Source organism: Promicromonospora iranensis, from assembly GCF_028994805.1.
GTDB classification, from domain to species: Bacteria; Actinomycetota; Actinomycetes; order Actinomycetales; family Cellulomonadaceae; genus Promicromonospora; species Promicromonospora iranensis.
The window spans coordinates 225,281-244,831 of record NZ_JAJQQP010000009.1; the positions used below are offsets into that span (position 1 = coordinate 225,281).

Sequence of the window (19,551 nt, forward strand, 5' to 3'; positions counted from 1 at the left end):
GGAGACATGCGCAGAGCCAAGATCGTGTGCACCATCGGACCCGCCACGGAGTCCCCGGAGATGCTCCGGGAACTCGTAGACGCCGGCATGAACGTGGCGCGGATCAACCGCAGCCACGGCGAGCAGGAAGCGCACGCGGCCGTCTACCGTCACGTGCGAGAGGCCGCGAAGGCGGCCGGAAAATCGGTCGCGGTACTCGTCGACCTGCAGGGCCCCAAGATCCGGCTCGGCCGGTTCGCGGGGGACGAAAAGCATTTCTTGAACAAGGGCGACACCTTCACCATCACGACCGAGGACGTCCTCGGTACCCAGGAGATCGTGTCGACCACCCACAAGGGTCTGCCGAACGACGCCCAGGTGGGCGACCCGCTGCTGATCGACGACGGCAAGGTGCGCGTGCGCGTCACCGCCGTCGAGGGGCCGCGTGTCATCACCGAGGTCGAGGTCCCGGGACCCGTCTCGAACAACAAGGGCATCAACCTGCCCGGTGTCGCGGTCTCCGTGCCGGCGCTGTCCGACAAGGACGAGTCGGACCTGCGCTGGGCCCTCAAGCTCGGTGCCGACTTCATCGCGCTGTCGTTCGTGCGGTCCGCCAAGGACTACGAGGACGTCCGCCGGGTGATGGAGGAGGAGGGCCGCACGGTCCCCGTCATCGCCAAGATCGAGAAGCCGCAGGCCGTGGACAACCTCGCCGAGGTCATCGCCGCGTTCGACGGTGTCATGGTGGCGCGCGGCGACCTCGCGGTCGAGATGCCGCTGGAGCAGGTGCCGCTCGTGCAGAAGCGCATCGTCGAGATGGCGCGGCGCAACGCCAAGCCGGTCATCGTCGCCACGCAGGTGCTCGAGTCCATGACGACGTCGCCCACGCCGACGCGCGCCGAGGCGTCGGACTGCGCCAACGCGGTGCTCGACGGTGCCGACGCCGTGATGCTGTCGGGTGAGACGTCGGTGGGCGACTACCCGATCGTCACGGTCGAGACCATGGCCCGGATCATCGAGGCCACCGAGCAGGCGGGCCGGGAGCGCATCGCGCCGCTCGGCTCCACGCCGCACACGCGCGGTGGCGCCATCACGCGTGCCGCCGCCGAGATCGGCGAGACGCTCGGGGTCAAGTACCTCGTGACGTTCACGCAGTCGGGCGACTCCGCACGCCGGATGTCCCGCCTGCGCTCGTCGATCCCGCTGCTCGCCTTCACGCCGGAGCAGCACGTGGCCAACACGCTCGCCCTCACCTGGGGCACCACCGAGTACCTGGTGCCCAAGGTCGAGAACGTCGACGCGATGGTCGACCAGGTGGACCTGACCCTGCAGGACCAGGGCCTCGCCGAGAAGGGCGACCTGGTCGTCGTGGTCTCGGGTGCGCCGGTCGGCGTGCCGGGTACCACCAACTCGATCCTGGTGCACCGCATCGGGTCGCACGTCGACGGCCGCAGCGTCGTCTGACCGGCCTGCGCCGAGGTAGACCCGTGGCGAGATAGAACTGGGGCCGGACGCCGATCAGCGTTCCGGCCCCAGTTCTGTCTCGCCACGGGTCTACCTCGGCGAACGCAGGGAAAGATGTCGCTATTGTTCCCGTCGTGACCCGTTCATTCCCCTGGACCCGCCTCGGCTTCGCCGCCCTCGTCGTGGTCTCCCTCGGGCTCGGGTGGTGGGGTCTCGCGCTCGACACCAGCCACCAGCCCGGCCGCACCTGGTGGGACGTCGTCTATCACGACCTCCAGCTCTTCGTGATGGGCGCCGACCCGGCCAGCAGCGGAGGGCAGCTCTCCTGGCAGCTCCAGGTCGCCCGGTTCCTCGCGCCGGCCACCGCCGTCTACGCGCTGTTCGAGGCGGCGCGCGCCCTGTTCACCGGGGAGATCCGCCGGTTCAGGGACCGTCGCGCCCGCGACCACGCGATAGTCGTCGGCGAGACCGACGCCGCAGACACGGTCGCCGCCGCCCTCGAGGCGGCGGGCCACCGGGTGCTGCGCACCCCGGACGCCTCCGGCCTGCACGACGTCGGCCTCACCGGCGCGACGGTCCTGTACGCGTGCGGCGACGACTCGGACGAGGCGACGGCGAACGTGCTGACCGTGGCGGAGGCCGAGAACGCCGTCCGCGCCGCAGGCCGGGGCCCCGAGCGGCTGTACGCCCACGTCAGCGACCCCGACCTCGCTGTCGCCCTCCAGGCGCGGCACCTCAGCTGCGCCGAGCCGGGCGTCGACTTCTTCACGCTCGACGTCATCGCCGCGCAGGCGCTCGCCGTGCGCGAGGTGCGGCGGATGGTGGACGCTCCGGGCGGTCCGCCCCCGCTGACCCGGGTGCTCGTGGTCGGTTCCGGTGAGTTCGCCAAGGCCCTCGTGGTGGGCCTGGCGCGCGAGTGGGAGCTCGCCGGGGACGGGGTGCGGCTGGCCGTCGGCCTACTGGCGGACGACGCCGGGCAGGTCGTCGAGGCGCTGCGGGCACGTTGGTCGCCGGTGGCGGAGAAGATCGAGCTGCGGGTGGCGCCCGCGCTCGGCACGGGCAGCCTCGGGCCGCCCGACGTGGTCTACGTGTGCCACTCCTCCGACGGCACGTCCCTGCGGGTGGCCCTCACGGCCACGAAGCTGTGGCACGGTGGCCCGGGGTCGCTCGTGCTCCTGCTGGACGGGCTGGCCGGGCTGACGGGCGCCTTCGGCACGGAGGCGTCGCGCGTGCTCGACAACCTGGACGGCCGCCTGCGCACGGTGACCATGCGGGACCTGCTCGCCGAGGTCGAGCGCGAGGAGGCGCGGGCGCACGCCGACATGTACGAGCGGATCGCGCGGTCCGTGCACCACGTGTACCTGCGCAACCAGCGCGAGCGGGGCGTGGGCTGGGGCTCGGTCCCCGCGATGGTGCGCTGGGAGGACCTGCCCGAGGACCTGCGGGCCTCCAACCGGGGCTGGGTCGTCGGGCTGCCCGAGCGGCTGGCCCGGATGGGTGCGACCATCGCGCCGCGCGACGGCGCTCCCGAGGTCGTGTTCGAGGGTGCGGAGCTGGACAAGCTCGCCGAGGCCGAGCACGAGCTGTGGGAGTCGGTGCGGGTGGCGCAGGGCTGGCGCAGCGGGCCGGTGCGGGACGACGCCGCCAAGGTGCACCCGATGATCGGCGTGCCGTGGGCGGAGCTGCCCGAGGAGAACCGGGAGAAGGATCGTGACGTCGTGCGGCTCCTGCCCGAGATCCTCGCGGAGTTCGGCCTGGAGGTCGTGCGGTACGCGGAGGGCTACGGCCACGGCGGCTACGACGGCGCGGCGGTGGAAGGTGCGGGGATCGCACCGGCCGGGCCGGGCGTCGTCAGGTAGGCCGCGTCGTCAGGTGCGCCGGCAGAGGGCCGAGAGCGTTCGCCGTCCGCGTACAGCTCCGCGTACAGCGGTGCGCGACCGTCTCGTGTGCCGGGTGTGGGACTCGAACCCACACGCCCTCGCGGGCAGCGCTTTTTGAGAGCGCCGCGTCTGCCTGTTCCGCCAACCCGGCCTGCGGGGACACGGAAGGTGTCCCGGCGGACATCGAACCACACCCCTGGTCCAGGCCCCAAGCCCGGGTATGCGGGACGTAGGATGTACTCCGTGACCGACGAGAACACCGAGAAGCTTTCCCTGGATCTGCCCCCGATGATCGATGCCGAGCCGGAGGCTGCTCCCGCCAACCCCTCACGCCGCGCTGTCGTGGCGGAGGACGAGGCACTGATCCGCATGGACGTCGTGGAGACCCTGCGCGAGGCCGGGTTCGACGTGGTGGGTGAGGCCGGCGACGGCGAGACCGCAGTGAACCTGGCGATCGAGCTGAAGCCCGACGTCGTGGTGATGGACGTGAAGATGCCCGAGCTGGACGGCATCTCCGCCGCCGAGCGCATCGGCAAGGCTCACGCCGCCCCTGTGGTGTTGCTCACGGCGTTCTCGCAGACCGAGCTCGTCGAGCGCGCCCGCGACGCCGGTGCGATGGCGTACGTGGTGAAGCCCTTCACCCCGGCCGACCTGCTGCCCGCCGTCGAGATCGCGATCTCGCGCTACTCGCAGATCGGTGCGCTCGAGGCCGAGGTCGCTGACCTCACCGAACGCTTCGAGACCCGGAAGCGCGTGGACCGTGCCAAGGGCCTCCTGATGACCAAGATGGGCCTGTCGGAGCCCGAGTCGTTCCGCTGGATCCAGAAGACGTCGATGGACCGTCGCCTCACCATGCGCGAGGTCGCGGACGCCGTCATCGAGCAGGTCGGCGCCTGACACGCACCATGCCCTGAGCGGGTGAAATTTGGGTTGGTGTATTTCCTGCCGGCCGGGCGAGGACTAGTCTCTCCGCTCAGCCGGGCCTGAAGTTCGGAACCCCAGATCCCGGAAGGAGACGAGTGTGCTCGAGATACGCCCTGCCCGCGAGGACGACCTGCCGGCCGTTGCCGCACTGGCCGTCGAGGCGCGCGACGACTCACCGACCGGAGCCCAGCTAGGAGCTCAGGAGACCGGGCGGCTGCTGGAGCACCTCAGCGTGCTGCTCGCGGCCGGCGGGCACGTGCTCGTCGCGGAGCAGAACGGGCAGGTCGTCGGCGTCGTCCTCGGTCGCGTCGTCGACGCCTACCTCTTCGCGTACCGCGCGAGCCTGTACCTCGACATGCTGTTCGTCGCGCCGCGAGCGCGCCGGCACGGCGTCGGGCACGCGCTGCTCCGCGCGGCCACCGATCTCGCCGCCGAGCACGCGTGCGCCGACATCTACTCCGCGCCGGTACCCGGCAACCGCGGGGTGCAGCGCTTCCTGGCGCGGCTCGGGTTCGCCCCGGCGGCCGGCCACCGCGTGGCCCCGGTGGCGGCGCTCCAGCGCCGCCTCGCCGCCGACGTCGCGGCGCGCGACGCCCACGCCGGGCGCCGTGGCGCCCGCATCGGTCTCGAGGACCTCATCGCGCGCCGTCGCCGCGCCCGGTCCGTCCTGGAGTCAGGGCCCATCGACCTGCGCCCGGTGGGCGGTGGCGCGCCGTCCCGCCGCCACCCCGCGAAGACCGGCTGACCCGGGCCCGCTCCGGGCCCGTCGCGGCCCGGGTCGGGCTGCCGCTCGGCCGAGACCGGTCAGCCGCCGGGCGGTTCAGCCCAGGATCATGCAGGTCAGGCGCGCGGTGCACACCCGCTTGCCCGCGTCGTCGGTGATGGCGATCTCGTACGACGCCGTCGTGCGCCCCAGGTGAACCGCGGTCGCGGTGCCCGTGACGTAACCCTCACGGGCGCCGCGATGGTGGGTGGCGCTGACCTCGATGCCCACCGTCTGCTTGCCGGGGCCGGCGTGCGCCTGCGCCGCGAGCGAGCCGAGCGTCTCGGCGAGCACCACCGACGCACCGCCGTGCAGCAGGCCGGCCGGCTGGGTGTTGCCCTTGACGGGGATGCGTCCGACCGCGCGGTCCGGCGCGAGCTCCAGCACCTCCATCTCCATCCGCTCGAAGAGCGTGCCGGTCGTGTCGGCGCCGGCGTACAGGGCTTTCCAGTCGGCTGCGGCCTCGGAGGGCGTCGCGGAAGCGCTCGTGTCAGTCATGCGGGCTATGTTGTCAGGCGTGACCTCCACCGTGCCAAGCCGTACTCCGGGCAAGCCTGCGTCAGGCCGCCCCCGTCTCCTGCTGATCGATGGCCACTCCATGGCCTATCGGGCGTTCTACGCGCTGCCCGACACCCTCGCGACCAGCTCAGGACAGATCACCAACGCCGTCTACGGCTTCACGTCGATGCTGACGAACCTGCTGCGGGACGAGCAGCCCACGCACCTCGCCGTGGCGTTCGACGCGGGCCGTGTCACCTTCCGCACCGAGCGGTTCCCCGCGTACAAGGGGACACGGGACGCCACGCCGGACGCGTTCAAGGGACAGGTCCCGCTCATCAAGGAGGTGCTCGACGCCCTCCACGTCTCCTCGATCGAGCTCGCCGGCATCGAGGCCGACGACATCCTGGCGACCCTGGCCCTGCAGGCCAAGGCCGCGGGCATGGAGGTGCTGGTCTGCTCGGGTGACCGCGACACCCTCCAGCTGGTGAACGGCGACGTCACGGTCCTGTACCCCAAGAAGGGCGTGTCCGAGCTGGCCCGCATGGACCCCGCGGCGGTCGAGGCCAAGTACGGCGTGCCCCCGGAGCGCTACCCCGACCTCGCGGCGCTCGTGGGTGAGACCAGCGACAACCTGCCGGGCGTGCCCGGCGTCGGGCCCAAGACCGCCGCCAAGTGGATCACCGCGCACGGCGGCCTCGCCGCCCTGCTCGACGCGGCCGACGAGATCAAGGGCAAGGCGGGCGAGAACCTGCGCGAGCACCTGGACCAGGTCCGGGTCAACCGGGAACTGAACGCCCTGCTGACCGACGTCGAGCTGCCGCTCGGTGTGGCCGATCTCGCCCTGGAGGGCTTCGACCGGGAGGCCGTGCACCTCGTCTCGGACACGCTGCAGTTCGGCCAGCTGCGCGACCGCCTCCTCGCCGTCGACCCCTCGGGCGCCGCCGCGGACGAGACCCCCGTGACCGCCGGAGTCGAGCTCGACCTGGCCGACGTCGCCCCCGGCGCCCTCGGTGCCTGGCTCGCCGCCCGCTCGGAGCACGTGGGCGTCGCCGTGGCCGGCAAGACGGTGGCGGGCGGCGGGGACGCCTGGGCGGTGGCCGTGGCGGAGCCCGGCGGCGAGTCCGCCTATCTCGACCTCACCCAGCTCGGCGCCGACGACGAGAAGGCGCTCGCGGCATGGTTGGCCGACCCGGCGGCGCCCAAGATCCTGCACGGCGCGAAGGCGGCGGCCCACATGCTCGCCGCACGGAGCATGGACCTCGAGGGCGTCACGTTCGACACGGAGCTCGCCGCCTATCTGTGCTACCCCGACCAGCGTGGCTACGACCTGGGCGACCTCGCGGTGCGCCACCTCGGCCGGGAGCTGAAGGTCGCGGAACCCGACGGTGCGCAGGGCGCCCTGGACCTCTCGCTCGAGGGCGAGACGGAGGGGCAGGCGGAGGCGGTGCGCGCCCACGGCGTGGCCGAGCTGGCCACGGCCCTGGCGGGTGAGCTCGCCGACCGTGGCGCCACCCACCTGCTGGACGACGTCGAGCTCCCGCTGTCCGGCGTGCTGGCGCGGATGGAGCGCATCGGCATCGCCGCGGACACGGAGTACCTGACCGGCCTGGAGCGGCAGTTCGCCCAGGGTGTCGCGGACGCCGCCGCAGCGGCGTACGACGTGATCGGCCGGGAGGTGAACCTCGGCAGCCCCAAGCAGCTGCAGGAGGTGTTGTTCGACCAGCTGGGCATGCCCAAGACCAAGAAGATCAAGACCGGCTACACGACCGACGCGGCGAGCCTGCAGGACCTGTTCGTCAAGACGGAGCACCCGTTCCTCGCCCACCTGCTCACGCACCGCGACGTGGCGCGCCTGCGGGTCACGGTGGAAGGGCTGCTCAAGTCCGTCGCGCCCGACGGCCGCATCCACACGACGTTCCAGCAGACCATCGCAGCGACCGGGCGCCTGAGCTCGACCGACCCGAACCTGCAGAACATCCCGATCCGCACGGAGGCGGGCCGGCAGATCCGGCGCGCGTTCCAGGTCGGCGACGGCTACGAGTCGCTGCTGACCGCCGACTACAGCCAGATCGAGATGCGGATCATGGCGCACCTCTCGGGCGACGAGGGCCTGATCGCCGCGTTCAACTCGGGGGAGGACCTGCACCGGTACGTGGGCTCGCGCGTGTTCGAGGTGGCGCCCGCCGACGTGACGCCGGAGATGCGGTCCAAGATCAAGGCGATGTCGTACGGGCTGGCCTACGGGCTGAGCGCGTTCGGCCTCTCGCAGCAGCTGGGCATCGCGACGGGCGAGGCGCAGACGCTCATGGACGACTACTTCGAGCGGTTCGGCGGCGTGCGCGACTACCTCTCGGGCGTGGTCGAGGAAGCGCGCGCGACCGGGTACACCGCGACCATCCTCGGACGGCGCCGTTACCTGCCCGACCTCACGAGCGACAACCGGCAGCGCCGTCAGATGGCTGAGCGCATGGCGCTCAACGCACCCATCCAGGGCAGCGCCGCCGACATCATCAAGCTCGCCATGCTCAAGGTGCAGCACGAGCTCGACGCGCGCGGGCTCAGCTCGCGCCTGCTGCTGCAGGTGCACGACGAGCTCGTGCTCGAGGTAGCGCCGGGGGAGCGGGCCGCCGCCGAGGAGGTGCTGCGCAGCCAGATGGGTGCGGCATTCGTGCTGAACGTACCGCTCGACGTCTCGGTCGGCACGGGTGCCACCTGGCACGAGGCCGGCCACTGACCCACCCCCTCCGAAGTAGTCACCTGGCGCCTGCTCGCCTGACGACTACCTCGCCAGGCGACTACCTCGGCAGTTCGGTGACGAAGACTGCGGTGCCCGGGAGGTAGCGGCCGCGTTCCGGGCCCCAGCCGCCCCAGACCTGGTCGTTCCACTCCGGCCACTCGGGTTCGACCAGGTCCACCAGGCGCAGCCCGGCTCCGACGACGTCCCGCACGTGGTCGCCGACGGTGCGGTGGTACTCCGCGTAGAGCACCCGCCCGTCCGCGGCGGCCTCGACGTAGGGACGGCGGTCGAAGTACGAGCGGGACGCCGTCAGGCCACGCTGCGTCGGGTCGTCGGGGAACGCCCACCGCAGCGGGTGGGTCACGGAGAACACCCAGCGCCCGCCCGGACGCAGCACCCGGGCGGCCTCGCGGTGCACGGTGCCGGCGTCGGGCACGAAGGGCAGTGCGCCGAAGGACGTGAACACGACGTCGAACGACCCGTCCGCGAACGGCAGCGCCCGGGCGTCCGCCTGGACCCGCGGCACGACGACACCCGTGGCGGCGTCGAGCCGCCCCGCACCGGCCAGCATGCTCGCCGAGTAGTCGGTCGCGACGACCCGTGCCCCGCGGGAGGCGAGCCAGCGCGAGCAGTGCGCGGCACCGGCACCCACCTCCAGCACGTCCCGCCCGCCGACGTCGCCCAGGAGGCCGGCCTCCGCCTCGGACAGGCCCTCCGGGCCCCAGCGGAAACCGGCGTCGCCGAGGAAGTCGCGGTGCTCTTCGAGGTACTCGTCGGCGTTGGCGTCCCACCAGCTGCGGGCGGCGCGGCCGTCGTCGGGCACGTCGCGATAACCGAAGGACACCGGCTGGTCATGGCTCACGAGGTAATCATCGCGCCTGTCTGCTTCCTATGGCTCCGTGCGACGGCGTCTATGAGTCGGTCGCGGATACCACAGCAGCACCCATAACAAAAGGGTCACGATTGGATCCCGGTCAGGCAAGCGAAATACGCAGGCAACGAGAACGCTCCTAAGGTCAGGCGCAAACGTCTGCGTGTCGTCGTGCCCGAACCCGGGTCCGCCGATGCGCTCGAGGAAGGAGAGTGCCATGCGTCGACGCGCTACGCGCCTTGCGGGCGGCGTCACCCTGGTGACTGCGCTTGCAGTGGCTCTGAGTGGTTGTGTGGCCAGCGAGCGGGACCCCGAGAGCGGCGAGGGCGGGGGCGGCAGCGACGGCACGTTCGTGTTTGCCGGTTCGGCCGAGCCGAGCTCGCTCGACCCCGCGTTCGCCAGTGACGGCGAGACGTTCCGGGTCGCCCGCCAGATCTTCGAGGGTCTTGTCGGCGTCGAGCCGGGCACCGCGGACCCCGCTCCGCTGCTCGCCGAGAGCTGGGACATCAGCGAGGACGGTCTGGAGTACACGTTCCACCTCAAGGAGGACGTGAAGTTCCACGACGACACGGACTTCAACGCCGAGGCCGTGTGCTTCAACTTCGACCGCTGGCACGGCTGGACCGGTCTGGCCGCGCACGAGAACCTCTCGTACTACTACAAGGCCGTCTTCGGCGGTACGGGCGAGGACAGCCTGTACGAGTCCTGCGCGGCGTCCGACGACGCGACCGCCGTCGTCACGCTCAAGGAGCCGATCCCGGAGCTCGTCCCGGCGCTGTCGCTGCCGTCGTTCTCCATGCAGTCACCCACGGCGCTCGATGAGTTCGGGGCGGACGAGGTGCAGGGCACCGCTGACGCTCCCCAGCTCACCGAGTACGGCAAGGAGCACCCGGTCGGTACCGGGCCGTACGCCTTCAAGGAGTGGAAGAGCGGCGAGAGCGTGACCCTCGCCGCGAACGACAGCTACTGGGGCGAGATCGCCGACGTCAAGACCATCGTGTTCACGGTGATCTCCGACGGCACCGCACGTCGCCAGGCGCTCGAGGCCGGTGACATCGACGGCTACGACCTGGTCGCGCCCGCCGACGTCGACGCGCTCAAGGAGGCCGGCTACACGATCCTCGACCGCGACGCGTTCAACATCCTGTACCTGGGCATGAACCAGGCGCAGAAGCCGCTGGACGACATCCGGGTCCGCCAGGCGATCGCGCACGCGATCGACAAGGAGGGCCTGGTCCAGGCAGCGCTGCCCGAGGGCACGACGCCGGCCACGCAGTTCGTGCCGGAGATCGTCACCGGGTACAGCGACGACGTCACGACCTACGAGCACGACCCCGAGAAGGCCAAGGAGCTCCTGAAGGAGGCCGGCCACGAGAACCTCGAGATCGAGTTCAACTACCCGACCGACGTCTCGCGGCCGTACATGCCGGACGCCGCCGCGATCTTCGAGGCGATCTCCGCCGACCTCGAGGAGGTCGGTATCACGAGCAAGGCGACGCCCGAGCCGTGGAGCCCGACCTACATCGACACCATTCAGGGTGGCGAGAACCACGGCCTGCACCTGCTGGGCTGGACGGGCGACTACAACGACACCTACAACTTCATCGGCACCTTCTTCGGCGCGAAGTCCCTGGAGTGGGGCTTCGACGACCCGGAGGTGTTCGACGCGATCAAGGAGGCCCGCAACGCTCCCCTTGAGGAGCAGGAGGCGGCCTACATGAACGCGAACGAGGTGATCATGGACGCCCTGCCCGGCGTTCCGCTGGCCAGCCCCGTGCCGTCGCTCGTCGTGGCGCCCGGGGTCGAGGGTTACCCGATCTCCCCGGTGCAGGACGAGGTGTACAACGGCATCACGCTCGGTGGGGGCGAGTAAGGTTCCCTTCCGAACCGCCTAGGGTGTCCTACGCCCTCGGGTGAAATACCTCAGGTCGGGGCGCGGCAGCCGCCGCGCCCCGACCGCTGTCCGGAGTCCCCTGGCGGGCGGGCCATGAGCCCTGCCGCCGAGCGACGATGAATCGCATGTCTGTCGAGGAACGATGCTCAGACTGATAGTGCAGCGCCTTCTGCTGCTGATACCCCTCTTGCTGGGGCTCTCGATATTGCTGTTCGGCTGGGTGCGCGCCCTGCCCGGCGGGCCGGTGCAGGCCATGCTGGGCGAGCGGTACACCCCCGAGGCCGCGGCGGAGATCGAGGCCGAGATGGGTCTGGACCAGCCGTTGCCGGTCCAGTACGGCAAGTACCTGCTCCGGCTCATCCAGGGGGACTTCGGCACCTCGCTGCAGAGTGGTCGCCCGGTCCTGGACGAGTTCATCACCCGGTTCCCCGCCACCATCGAGCTCACCATCGTGGCCCTGGTGTTCGCCATCGGCATCGGCATCCCGCTCGGCTACGTCGCCGCGCGGCGGTCCGGGTCGATCATCGACCACTCCGCCGTCGTGGTCTCGCTGATCGGCGTCACCGTGCCAGTGTTCTTCCTGGCGTTCATCCTGAAGTACATCTTCGCCGTGGAGCTGGGCTGGTTCCCGACGACGGGCCGGCAGAGCGCGACGATGATCGCCACGCACCCCACCAACTTCTACGTCCTGGACGGTCTGCTCACCGCAGAGTGGGACGCGGCATGGGACGCGCTCATGCACCTGATCCTGCCCGGCATCGCGCTGGGCACCATCCCGCTGGCGATCGTCGCCCGCATGACCCGCGCCGCCGTGTCCGAGGTGCAGAACGCGGACTATGTGCGCACCGCGCGGGCCAAGGGCATCAAGCCGGCCCGGCTGCGCAGCGAGCACATCCTGAAGAACGCCATGCTGCCGGTGGTCACCACCATCGGACTACAGGTGGGCCTGCTGCTCAGCGGCGCGGTGCTCACCGAGACCGTGTTCGCGTTCAGCGGCATCGGCAGCTTCCTGGCTAACTCGGTGTTCCGCGCCGACTACCCCGTGATGCAGGGCTTCATCCTGCTGATCGCCGTGGTGTATGCCCTCGTGAACCTGATCGTCGATGTGTCGTACGGGCTGATCGACCCGCGGCTGAGGAGGCAGCAGTGAGCGCCAACGAGCTTCCGGTGACCGGCGGCCCCGCCGCCGAGCCGCTCCACCCGAGCATCCACGGGGACGGCCCGGGCGGCCAGGATCACGGCGGGGAGGGCGTCTGGGCACGTGCCTGGCGCACCCTGCGCAAGAACCCCGTCGCCATCATCGGGGCGGTGATCGTCGCGGTGTTCGTGCTCGTGGCGGTGCTGGCGCCGGTGCTGGCACCCTACGGCGGCAGCGAGCTGCCGGGACGGGCCGAGGTCCGGCCCACGATGATCCCCGGCCCGTCGGCCGAGTACCCGCTCGGCCTGGACCGCTACGGCGGTGACGTGCTGAGCAAGCTGATCTGGGGTGCCCAGGCCTCGCTGCTGATCGGCGTCCTGTCCACGCTGTTCGGGCTCACGGGCGGTCTGCTGCTCGGTCTGCTCGCCGGCTGGTTCGGCAAGAGCGTCGACTTCGCGATCATGCGCCTGGTGGACCTCATGCTGTCGGTCCCGTCGCTGCTGCTCGCCGTGTCGATCGCAGCGATCGCCGGCCAGTCGTCCATGGCCGTGATCGTCGCCATCGGTGTGGTGCAGATCCCGATCTTCGCCCGGCTGCTGCGCGGTTCGATGCTGGCGCAGAAGGGCCAGGACTACGTCCTCGCCGCGTCGGCGCTCGGTCTGACGCGCCGGTCGGTGACCATGAGCCACGTGCTCCCCAACAGCGTGGGCCCGGTCATCGTGCAGGCGACGCTGAGCCTGGCCACCGCGGTGATCGAGGCTGCCGCGCTGTCCTTCCTCGGCCTGGGTGGCGGCGAGCCGTCCACGGCCGAGTGGGGCCGCATGCTGACGGCCGCGCAGCAGGAGCTGGCGGTCGCACCGCGGCTGGCGATCCTGCCCGGCATCTGTATCGCCGTGACGGCCCTCGGCTTCACCCTCGTGGGCGAGAGCCTGCGCGAGGCCCTCGACCCCCGGAACAGGACCCGACGATGAGCGACAACCCTGAGAAGAAGACGGCGAAGAAGACCACGGAGCCCACCACCGCGGCGCCCGTCGCGAGCTCCAAGGCGGACTCCGCCGAGAACGTGGTGCTGCGCGTCGAGGGCCTCTGCGTCGACTTCCGTACGGAGAACGGCGCCGCACGCGCCGTGTCCAACGCGAACCTCACCGTCGAGCGGGGCCAGACCGTGGCGATCGTCGGCGAGTCCGGGTCGGGCAAGACGACCCTGGCGATGGCGGTGCTGGGCCTGCTGGCGAGCAACGGCTCGGTGGCGGAGGGCCACATCTGGTTCAAGGAGGAGGACCTCGGCGCGGTGTCACCGCAGCGTATGGCGCAGCTGCGCGGCACCGAGCTGGGTCTCGTGCCGCAGGACCCGATGACCAACCTCGACCCGATCATGCAGATCGGCCGGCAGATCGACGCGGGCCTGATCGACAACGGGCTGCGCACCCGTCGGGACGCCCGCACCCGCACCGTCGAGCTGCTCGAGGAGGTGGGCCTGCCCGACGCCCGGGCGCGCGCCGCGCAGTACCCGCACGAGTTCTCCGGCGGCATGCGCCAGCGGGCGCTCATCGCGATGGGCCTGTCGGGTCGTCCCGCGCTGCTGGTCGCGGACGAGCCGACGTCGGCCCTGGACGTGACGGTGCAGCGCGGGATCCTGGACCAGCTCTCCGGCCTGACCGAGGAGCTCGGCACCGCTGTGCTGCTCATCACGCACGACCTCGGCCTCGCCGCCGAGCGCGCGGACACCGTGGTGGTCATGTACCGCGGTGACATCGTCGAGCAGGGCCCCGCCCGCCAGGTGCTCACGGCGCCGCAGCACGAGTACACCAAGCGGCTCATGGCGGCCGCCCCGTCGCTCGCCTCGCGCCGCATCGAGATCGCGCGCGAGCGGGGCCTCGACGAGGTGCTGGACGGCGCGCTGCTGGCCCACGGCGAGGAGACGGCGGCCGAGACCGACGTCCTGGTGTCGGTCAAGGACGTCAGCAAGGTCTTCTCCATCCGCGGCAAGGGACTGTTCTCCCGCAGCACCGGCTTCACCGCCGTCGACGGTGTGAGCCTCGACATCCCGCGCGGCTCCACGGTGGCCGTGGTGGGGGAGTCGGGGTCGGGCAAGTCGACGCTGGCCCGGATGATTCTCGACATCGAGAAGCCCACGACCGGCTCGATCACGTTCGACGGCGGCGTCGTGGGCGCCGGCAACCACCGGGACCAGATCGCCTACCGGCGCCGGGTGCAGCCCGTGTTCCAGGACCCCTACTCGTCGCTCGACCCGCTCTACTCGGTGTTCCGGGCGATCGAGGAGCCGCTGCGCGCGCACGACTACGGCGACGCGGCGGCCCGCCGGGCCCGGGTGGAGGAGCTCGCCGACCAGGTGGCGCTCAGCAAGAGCCAGCTGCGGCGGTTCCCCTCGGAGCTCTCCGGTGGCCAGCGGCAGCGCGTGGCGATCGCCCGTGCTCTGGCGCTCTCGCCGGAGCTCGTGGTCTGCGACGAGGCCGTCTCGGCGCTCGACGTCGTGGTGCAGGCGCAGATCCTCCAGCTGCTCGCCGGGCTGCAGGAGGAGCTGGGCCTCACCTACCTCTTCATCACGCACGACCTCGCCGTGGTGCGCCAGATCGCCGACCGCGTGCTGGTGATGCAGGAGGGGCGCGTGGTCGAGGAGGGGACCGTCGACTCGGTCTTCGACTCGCCGGCCACCGCGTACACGCGGGCGCTGCTGGACGCGATCCCCGGCAAGGACCTGGAGCTCGCGCTCTGAACCATCAGGCCTGGCCGGGGTCGCCCGGCAGAACGTCAGCAGCCCCCGGTATCCTGGGCTTCGCACCACCCTGGCTCGTGTCGGCTCACGTTGACCGGGGCGCTGCGACGCCACTAGGATGACTGGCGGTGCCGTGCGCCTTGTGGCGACCTTCGGTACCGCACTAGCAGAGCCACAACAGACCCTGTCCTTACTACGCCATGTCCGCATCGGAGCATCGAACTCAATGACCATCTCCACCCCTGCGAAGTCCGCACCCCAGGTTGCCGTCAACGACATCGGCACCGAGGAGGACTTCCTTGCTGCCATCGACGCCACCATCAAGTACTTCAACGATGGTGACATCGTCGAAGGCACGATCGTCAAGGTGGACCGCGACGAGGTCCTTCTCGACATCGGCTACAAGACCGAGGGTGTGATCCCGTCCCGGGAGCTCTCGATCAAGCACGACGTCGACCCTGGCGAGGTTGTCGCCGTCGGTGACGCCGTCGAGGCCCTGGTCCTCCAGAAGGAGGACAAGGAAGGCCGGCTGATCCTGTCCAAGAAGCGCGCACAGTACGAGCGCGCCTGGGGCACGATCGAGAAGATCAAGGAAGAGGACGGCGTCGTCACCGGCACCGTCATCGAGGTCGTCAAGGGCGGCCTCATCCTCGACATCGGCCTGCGCGGCTTCCTCCCCGCCTCCCTCGTGGAGATGCGTCGCGTCCGCGACCTCCAGCCGTACGTCGGCAAGGAGATCGAGGCCAAGATCATCGAGCTCGACAAGAACCGGAACAACGTCGTGCTCTCGCGCCGTGCCTGGCTCGAGCAGACGCAGTCCGAGGTTCGCTCCACCTTCCTGCAGACCCTGCAGAAGGGCCAGGTGCGCCCGGGTGTCGTCTCCTCGATCGTCAACTTCGGTGCGTTCGTGGACCTCGGCGGCGTCGACGGTCTGGTGCACGTCTCGGAGCTGTCCTGGAAGCACATCGACCACCCGTCCGAGGTCGTCGAGGTCGGCCAGGAGGTCACCGTCGAGGTGCTCGACGTCGACTTCGACCGCGAGCGTGTCTCCCTGTCGCTGAAGGCGACGCAGGAGGACCCGTGGCAGACCTTCGCCCGTACGCACGCCATCGGTCAGGTCGTGCCGGGTAAGGTCACCAAGCTCGTCCCGTTCGGTGCGTTCGTCCGCGTCGAGGACGGCATCGAGGGCCTGGTCCACATCTCGGAGCTGGCCGTGCGCCACGTCGAGCTGCCGGAGCAGGTCGTCACCGTCGGTGCCGAGGTCTTCGTCAAGGTCATCGACATCGACCTGGAGCGTCGCCGCATCTCGCTGTCGCTCAAGCAGGCCAACGAGGGCGTGGACCCGGAGTCCGAGGACTTCGACCCCGCGCTGTACGGCATGGCCGCCGAGTACGACGACGCCGGGAACTACAAGTACCCGGACGGCTTCGACCCGGAGACCAACGAGTGGCTCGAGGGCTTCGAGGCGCAGCGCGAGGCGTGGGAGGCGGAGTACGCCAAGGCGCACGAGCGCTGGACCGCGCACCGCAAGCAGGTCGCCGAGGCGATCGCCGCGGACACCGAGGCACCGGCCGACGCCCCGGCCGCGGCTCCGGCGGGTGGCGGCAGCACCACCTACTCCTCGGCTCCGGTCGAGGAGGTCGGCGGCACGCTGGCTTCGGACGAGGCGCTCGCCGCGCTCCGTGAGAAGCTCACGGGTAACTGACCCGAGCTGATCGACGGCCCGTCGCCCCTTTTCGGGGCGGCGGGCCGTCGTCGTTTTCAGGATGTGGTGCGGTGGGTGCTCCCACGGCCTGCAATAGGCCTCTGACCTGCGGCAACACCGTTCTGTCGGGCTCTCGGACGTATCACAGGCACGCTGGCCAGGACGGTCGGCGTGCTGTTGGATGACTCCCCATGAGCCGACCCGGACCCGACGAGATGCGGGGCACGAGCCCAGCCGCACTCCTCGCGCCCGAGCGCGGCATCGTGCCGTTCATGGGTCGTGGGCGCGAGCTGGCGGAGCTGCGGTTCTGGGTCCGGTCCCGGGAGCCGGTGGCGCTGCGCCTGCTGTGCGGGCTCGGCGGTGTGGGTAAGACACGCCTGGCGCTCGAGCTCGGCAGGCGGCTGCGTCGTGCCGGATGGGCCGTGGTCCACGTGCCACCCGGTGCGGAGGTGACAGCGGTGTCCGCCGTCGCCGGCGCGCGCCGGGTCCTGCTCGTGGTCGACGACGCCGCGTCCCGGCCAGGTCTCCCGGCGATGCTCGACGCGATCGGGACCACCCGGCCGCGGGGCCGGCTGCGCGTCCTGTGCACGGCACGCACCGGCGGGGAGTGGTGGCGCCGGGAGCGGTGGACCAGCCGGCTCTGGGCCGGCTGGACGCCGTCGGTCAGCGAGATGGCGCTGGAGCCGGCGCTCGACCGGACGCTCGACGTCGCCTTCGACCCGGCGCTGGGCCTGGAGGTCGAGCGCCCGGACGACTACCGCGCACTCCTGGAGGCGGCTACGACGCGCTTTGCGCGGGCCCTGCACCGGCCCGTCCCGCGAACGCGGTTCCAGCCGGAGCCGGACCAGCAGCTGCGCGCGCTGGACCTGCACGCCACGGCGCTGGCCATGGCGCTCGGCGTCGGCAAGGACGTCGCCGACCCGGCCGACGCTCTCGACCTCGTGCTCGACCACGAGCGCTCCCGCTGGGCAATCTCCGCTGCCGGCGCGGGACTCGTGCCGGGAGCGGCCGAGGCCGCACTGGCCACGGCGACGCTGCTGGGGGACACGACGGACGACGGCATATGCGCCGCGCTGCGCCGGGCCGGCGCGGAACCCGCGGCAGGCCGGACGGCGGACGCCGTGACCTGGGTGCGCGGGCACCTGCCCGTCGTCCCGCGCATGGCGGAGCTGCTCGTCTCGCGCGCCCTGGCGGCGTCGGAGGAGCTCACCGCCGCCTGTACGCGCGACCTGGAGCCGGAGCAGGCGTTCGCGGTGCTGGTGTTCGCGACCGAGATGGGCCTCGACCGGCCCACCGCGGAGCGCGACGTCACCGGCCAGCTCATCGAGGCGGCGGCGTCGGCCCTGCCGGCCGAGCGGGCCGAGGACCTGCCGGCTCTCACGCGGGTGACACGCAGGCTGCCGCGGTCGTCAGGCCCTCTGGCCGTGCCGGTGCTCGACCGCCTCACGCACCGGGTGGCGGACCTCGCCCGGGTGGCCGGCGACGATGCGGCACGGGGTGAGGCGCTGGCCGACCTCGGCGTCGTGCTGATCGCCGAGGGGGAGCCCGATGTGGCGGTCGGCGTGCTGCAGGAGGCGGTGGGCCTGTGGCGCGGCCTTGCCTGGGGCGACGAGAACCGGCACCGCCCCGCGCTGTGCAGCGCCCTGAACAACCTCGGGACGGGGTACTGGGCGGTGGGCCGGCACGGCGACGCCCTCGCGGTCCAGGAGGAGGTGGTCGCCCTCTGCCGCCGGTTCCCTCCGGGCGACCGGCCGTGGGCCGACGCCGAGCACGCGCGCGCCCTGCAGAACGCCGGGGTGTCCTACACCGAGCTCGGCCGGGTCGGCGAGATCGAGGTGGCGCAGCGCGCGGCGCTCGACCTCTACCGACGCCTGGCGGAGGGCGACCCCGTCCAGTACGAGCCGCGGGTCGCCGCCGTGCTGGGCAACTTCGAGGCCCTCACCGAGAGCGGGCGGCCGGAGGACGCGCTGCCCGCCAACGCCGAGGCGGTGGCGATCCGCCGCAGGCTCGCCGCCGCTCGCCCCGAGCACCTCGGGGAGCTGGCATGGTCGCTCGGCCAGCTGGGCACCACGCTGGAGGCCCTCGGGCGGTACGAGGAGGCGGGTGTGGTGCTGGTCGAGGCGCTGGAGATCCAGCGCCGGCTCGCCAAGGAGAACGAGCGCGGCACCCGCGCCGACCTCGCCGGCGCGCTCTCCGCGCTCGGTGCCCTGTACTCGACCACCGGCCGCGCCGACGAGTCGCTCCGCCTGGAGCGGGAGGCGCTGGAGATCCGGCGCGAACTCGCCGGGGAGCATCCCGACCGGTACCTGCACTACCTCGCGCACTCGCTGTCCAACCTCGGTGTCACCCTGGCCCGGCGCGGCAGGTACGACGAGGCGGTCCTGCTCGAGGAGGAGGCGGTGGCGATCCGCAGGGGCCTCGCGAGCAGCAACGCCCGGTCCCTGAAGTACCTCGCGCAGTCCTTGTCCAACCTGGGCGTGCGGTACGCGGACCTGGGCAGGTTCGACGAGGCGCTCCGGCCCACGCAGGAGGCGGTCGACATGCTGCGCCGGCTCGTCCGCGAGCAGCCGGAGAAGTACCGCACGGGTCTCGCGGAGGCGCTGGCGAACCTCGGCGCCACCCTGCTGGACCTCGACCGGGCGCAGGAGGCGCTGGAGCCCATGCGGGAGGCGGTGGTGATGCGACGGCAGCTCGTCCTCCAGAACCCCGACAAGCACCGGCCCGACCTGGCGCTCGCACTCTCGAACCTGGCCAGCGCGCTGAGCGCCGTCGGCGACAACGTCACGGCGCTGGGGCACGCGCAGGAGGCGGTGGACATGCGCCGCCGGCTCGCGGCCGACCTGCCGGAGCGGTACCGGCCCGAGCTCGAGCGGTCACGCGCGGTGCTCGCGCGGATCGACGCGGCGATCCGGAACCCGACGTCGGCGCGGTAGCCCGCAGGTCCCGCACGGGACAACC

At 71.5% G+C, this 19,551-nt stretch carries 13 protein-coding genes and 1 tRNA gene; 11 read left to right on the forward strand and 3 right to left on the reverse strand.

Annotation, left to right across the window (positions count from 1 at the left end; translation table 11 throughout):
* Positions 1–6: 6 nt before the first annotated feature.
* Together pyk and LUM46_RS16985 are read left to right on the forward strand one after the other, a co-directional pair.
* Positions 7–1,443, forward strand: coding sequence for a pyruvate kinase (pyk, locus tag LUM46_RS16980; protein WP_274995401.1), 1,437 nt, complete (start codon positions 7–9; stop codon positions 1,441–1,443).
* A gap of 134 nt (positions 1,444–1,577) precedes the next feature.
* Complete coding sequence (locus LUM46_RS16985) at positions 1,578–3,302, forward strand: RyR domain-containing protein (protein ID WP_274995402.1); 1,725 nt, start codon at positions 1,578–1,580, stop codon at positions 3,300–3,302.
* An 88-nt stretch (positions 3,303–3,390) separates the two neighbouring features.
* Here the strand turns inward: LUM46_RS16985 and LUM46_RS16990 are convergent.
* Positions 3,391–3,474 (reverse strand) — tRNA-Leu (locus LUM46_RS16990).
* Between the two features lie 92 nt (positions 3,475–3,566).
* On the opposite strand from LUM46_RS16990, the gene LUM46_RS16995 reads away from it, so the two are divergent.
* On the forward strand, positions 3,567–4,220 hold the full coding sequence (locus tag LUM46_RS16995) for an ANTAR domain-containing response regulator (RefSeq protein WP_274995404.1): 654 nt from the start codon (positions 3,567–3,569) through the stop codon (positions 4,218–4,220).
* 124 nt (positions 4,221–4,344) lie between these two features.
* On the forward strand, positions 4,345–4,992 hold the full coding sequence (locus tag LUM46_RS17000) for a GNAT family N-acetyltransferase (protein ID WP_274995406.1): 648 nt from the start codon (positions 4,345–4,347) through the stop codon (positions 4,990–4,992).
* 75 nt (positions 4,993–5,067) lie between these two features.
* On the opposite strand, the gene LUM46_RS17005 is transcribed toward LUM46_RS17000, so the two are convergent.
* Positions 5,068–5,508: a PaaI family thioesterase gene (locus LUM46_RS17005; RefSeq protein ID WP_374726986.1), complete on the reverse strand. Its 441-nt coding sequence runs from the start codon at positions 5,506–5,508 to the stop codon at positions 5,068–5,070.
* A 7-nt stretch (positions 5,509–5,515) separates the two neighbouring features.
* Between LUM46_RS17005 and polA the strand changes: the two genes are divergently transcribed.
* Complete coding sequence (gene polA / locus LUM46_RS17010; protein WP_274995407.1) at positions 5,516–8,245, forward strand: DNA polymerase I; 2,730 nt, start codon at positions 5,516–5,518, stop codon at positions 8,243–8,245.
* A 61-nt stretch (positions 8,246–8,306) separates the two neighbouring features.
* Here polA and LUM46_RS17015 read toward each other — a convergent pair whose 3' ends face one another.
* Positions 8,307–9,110 carry a class I SAM-dependent methyltransferase gene (locus LUM46_RS17015; RefSeq protein WP_274995408.1) on the reverse strand — a complete coding sequence of 268 codons (804 nt, stop codon included), beginning with the start codon at positions 9,108–9,110 and terminating at the stop codon, positions 8,307–8,309.
* A gap of 226 nt (positions 9,111–9,336) precedes the next feature.
* Between LUM46_RS17015 and LUM46_RS17020 the strand changes: the two genes are divergently transcribed.
* The 6 genes from LUM46_RS17020 (at position 9,337) to LUM46_RS17045 (ending at position 19,526) form a co-directional block, all read left to right on the forward strand.
* Positions 9,337–10,992: an ABC transporter substrate-binding protein gene (locus LUM46_RS17020; protein WP_274995409.1), complete on the forward strand. Its 1,656-nt coding sequence runs from the start codon at positions 9,337–9,339 to the stop codon at positions 10,990–10,992.
* Between the two features lie 163 nt (positions 10,993–11,155).
* Positions 11,156–12,163, forward strand: coding sequence for an ABC transporter permease (locus LUM46_RS17025; protein ID WP_274995410.1), 1,008 nt, complete (start codon positions 11,156–11,158; stop codon positions 12,161–12,163).
* On the forward strand, positions 12,160–13,122 hold the full coding sequence (locus tag LUM46_RS17030; RefSeq protein ID WP_374726987.1) for an ABC transporter permease: 963 nt from the start codon (positions 12,160–12,162) through the stop codon (positions 13,120–13,122). The genes LUM46_RS17025 and LUM46_RS17030 overlap by 4 nt, the downstream gene beginning before the upstream one ends.
* Positions 13,119–14,888: a dipeptide ABC transporter ATP-binding protein gene (locus LUM46_RS17035; RefSeq protein WP_274995411.1), complete on the forward strand. Its 1,770-nt coding sequence runs from the start codon at positions 13,119–13,121 to the stop codon at positions 14,886–14,888. Before LUM46_RS17030 ends, LUM46_RS17035 begins: the two co-directional genes overlap by 4 nt.
* A gap of 226 nt (positions 14,889–15,114) precedes the next feature.
* Positions 15,115–16,593, forward strand: coding sequence for a 30S ribosomal protein S1 (gene rpsA, locus LUM46_RS17040; protein ID WP_274995412.1), 1,479 nt, complete (start codon positions 15,115–15,117; stop codon positions 16,591–16,593).
* Between the two features lie 191 nt (positions 16,594–16,784).
* Positions 16,785–19,526, forward strand: coding sequence for a tetratricopeptide repeat protein (locus LUM46_RS17045; protein ID WP_274995413.1), 2,742 nt, complete (start codon positions 16,785–16,787; stop codon positions 19,524–19,526).
* Positions 19,527–19,551: the final 25 nt, after the last annotated feature.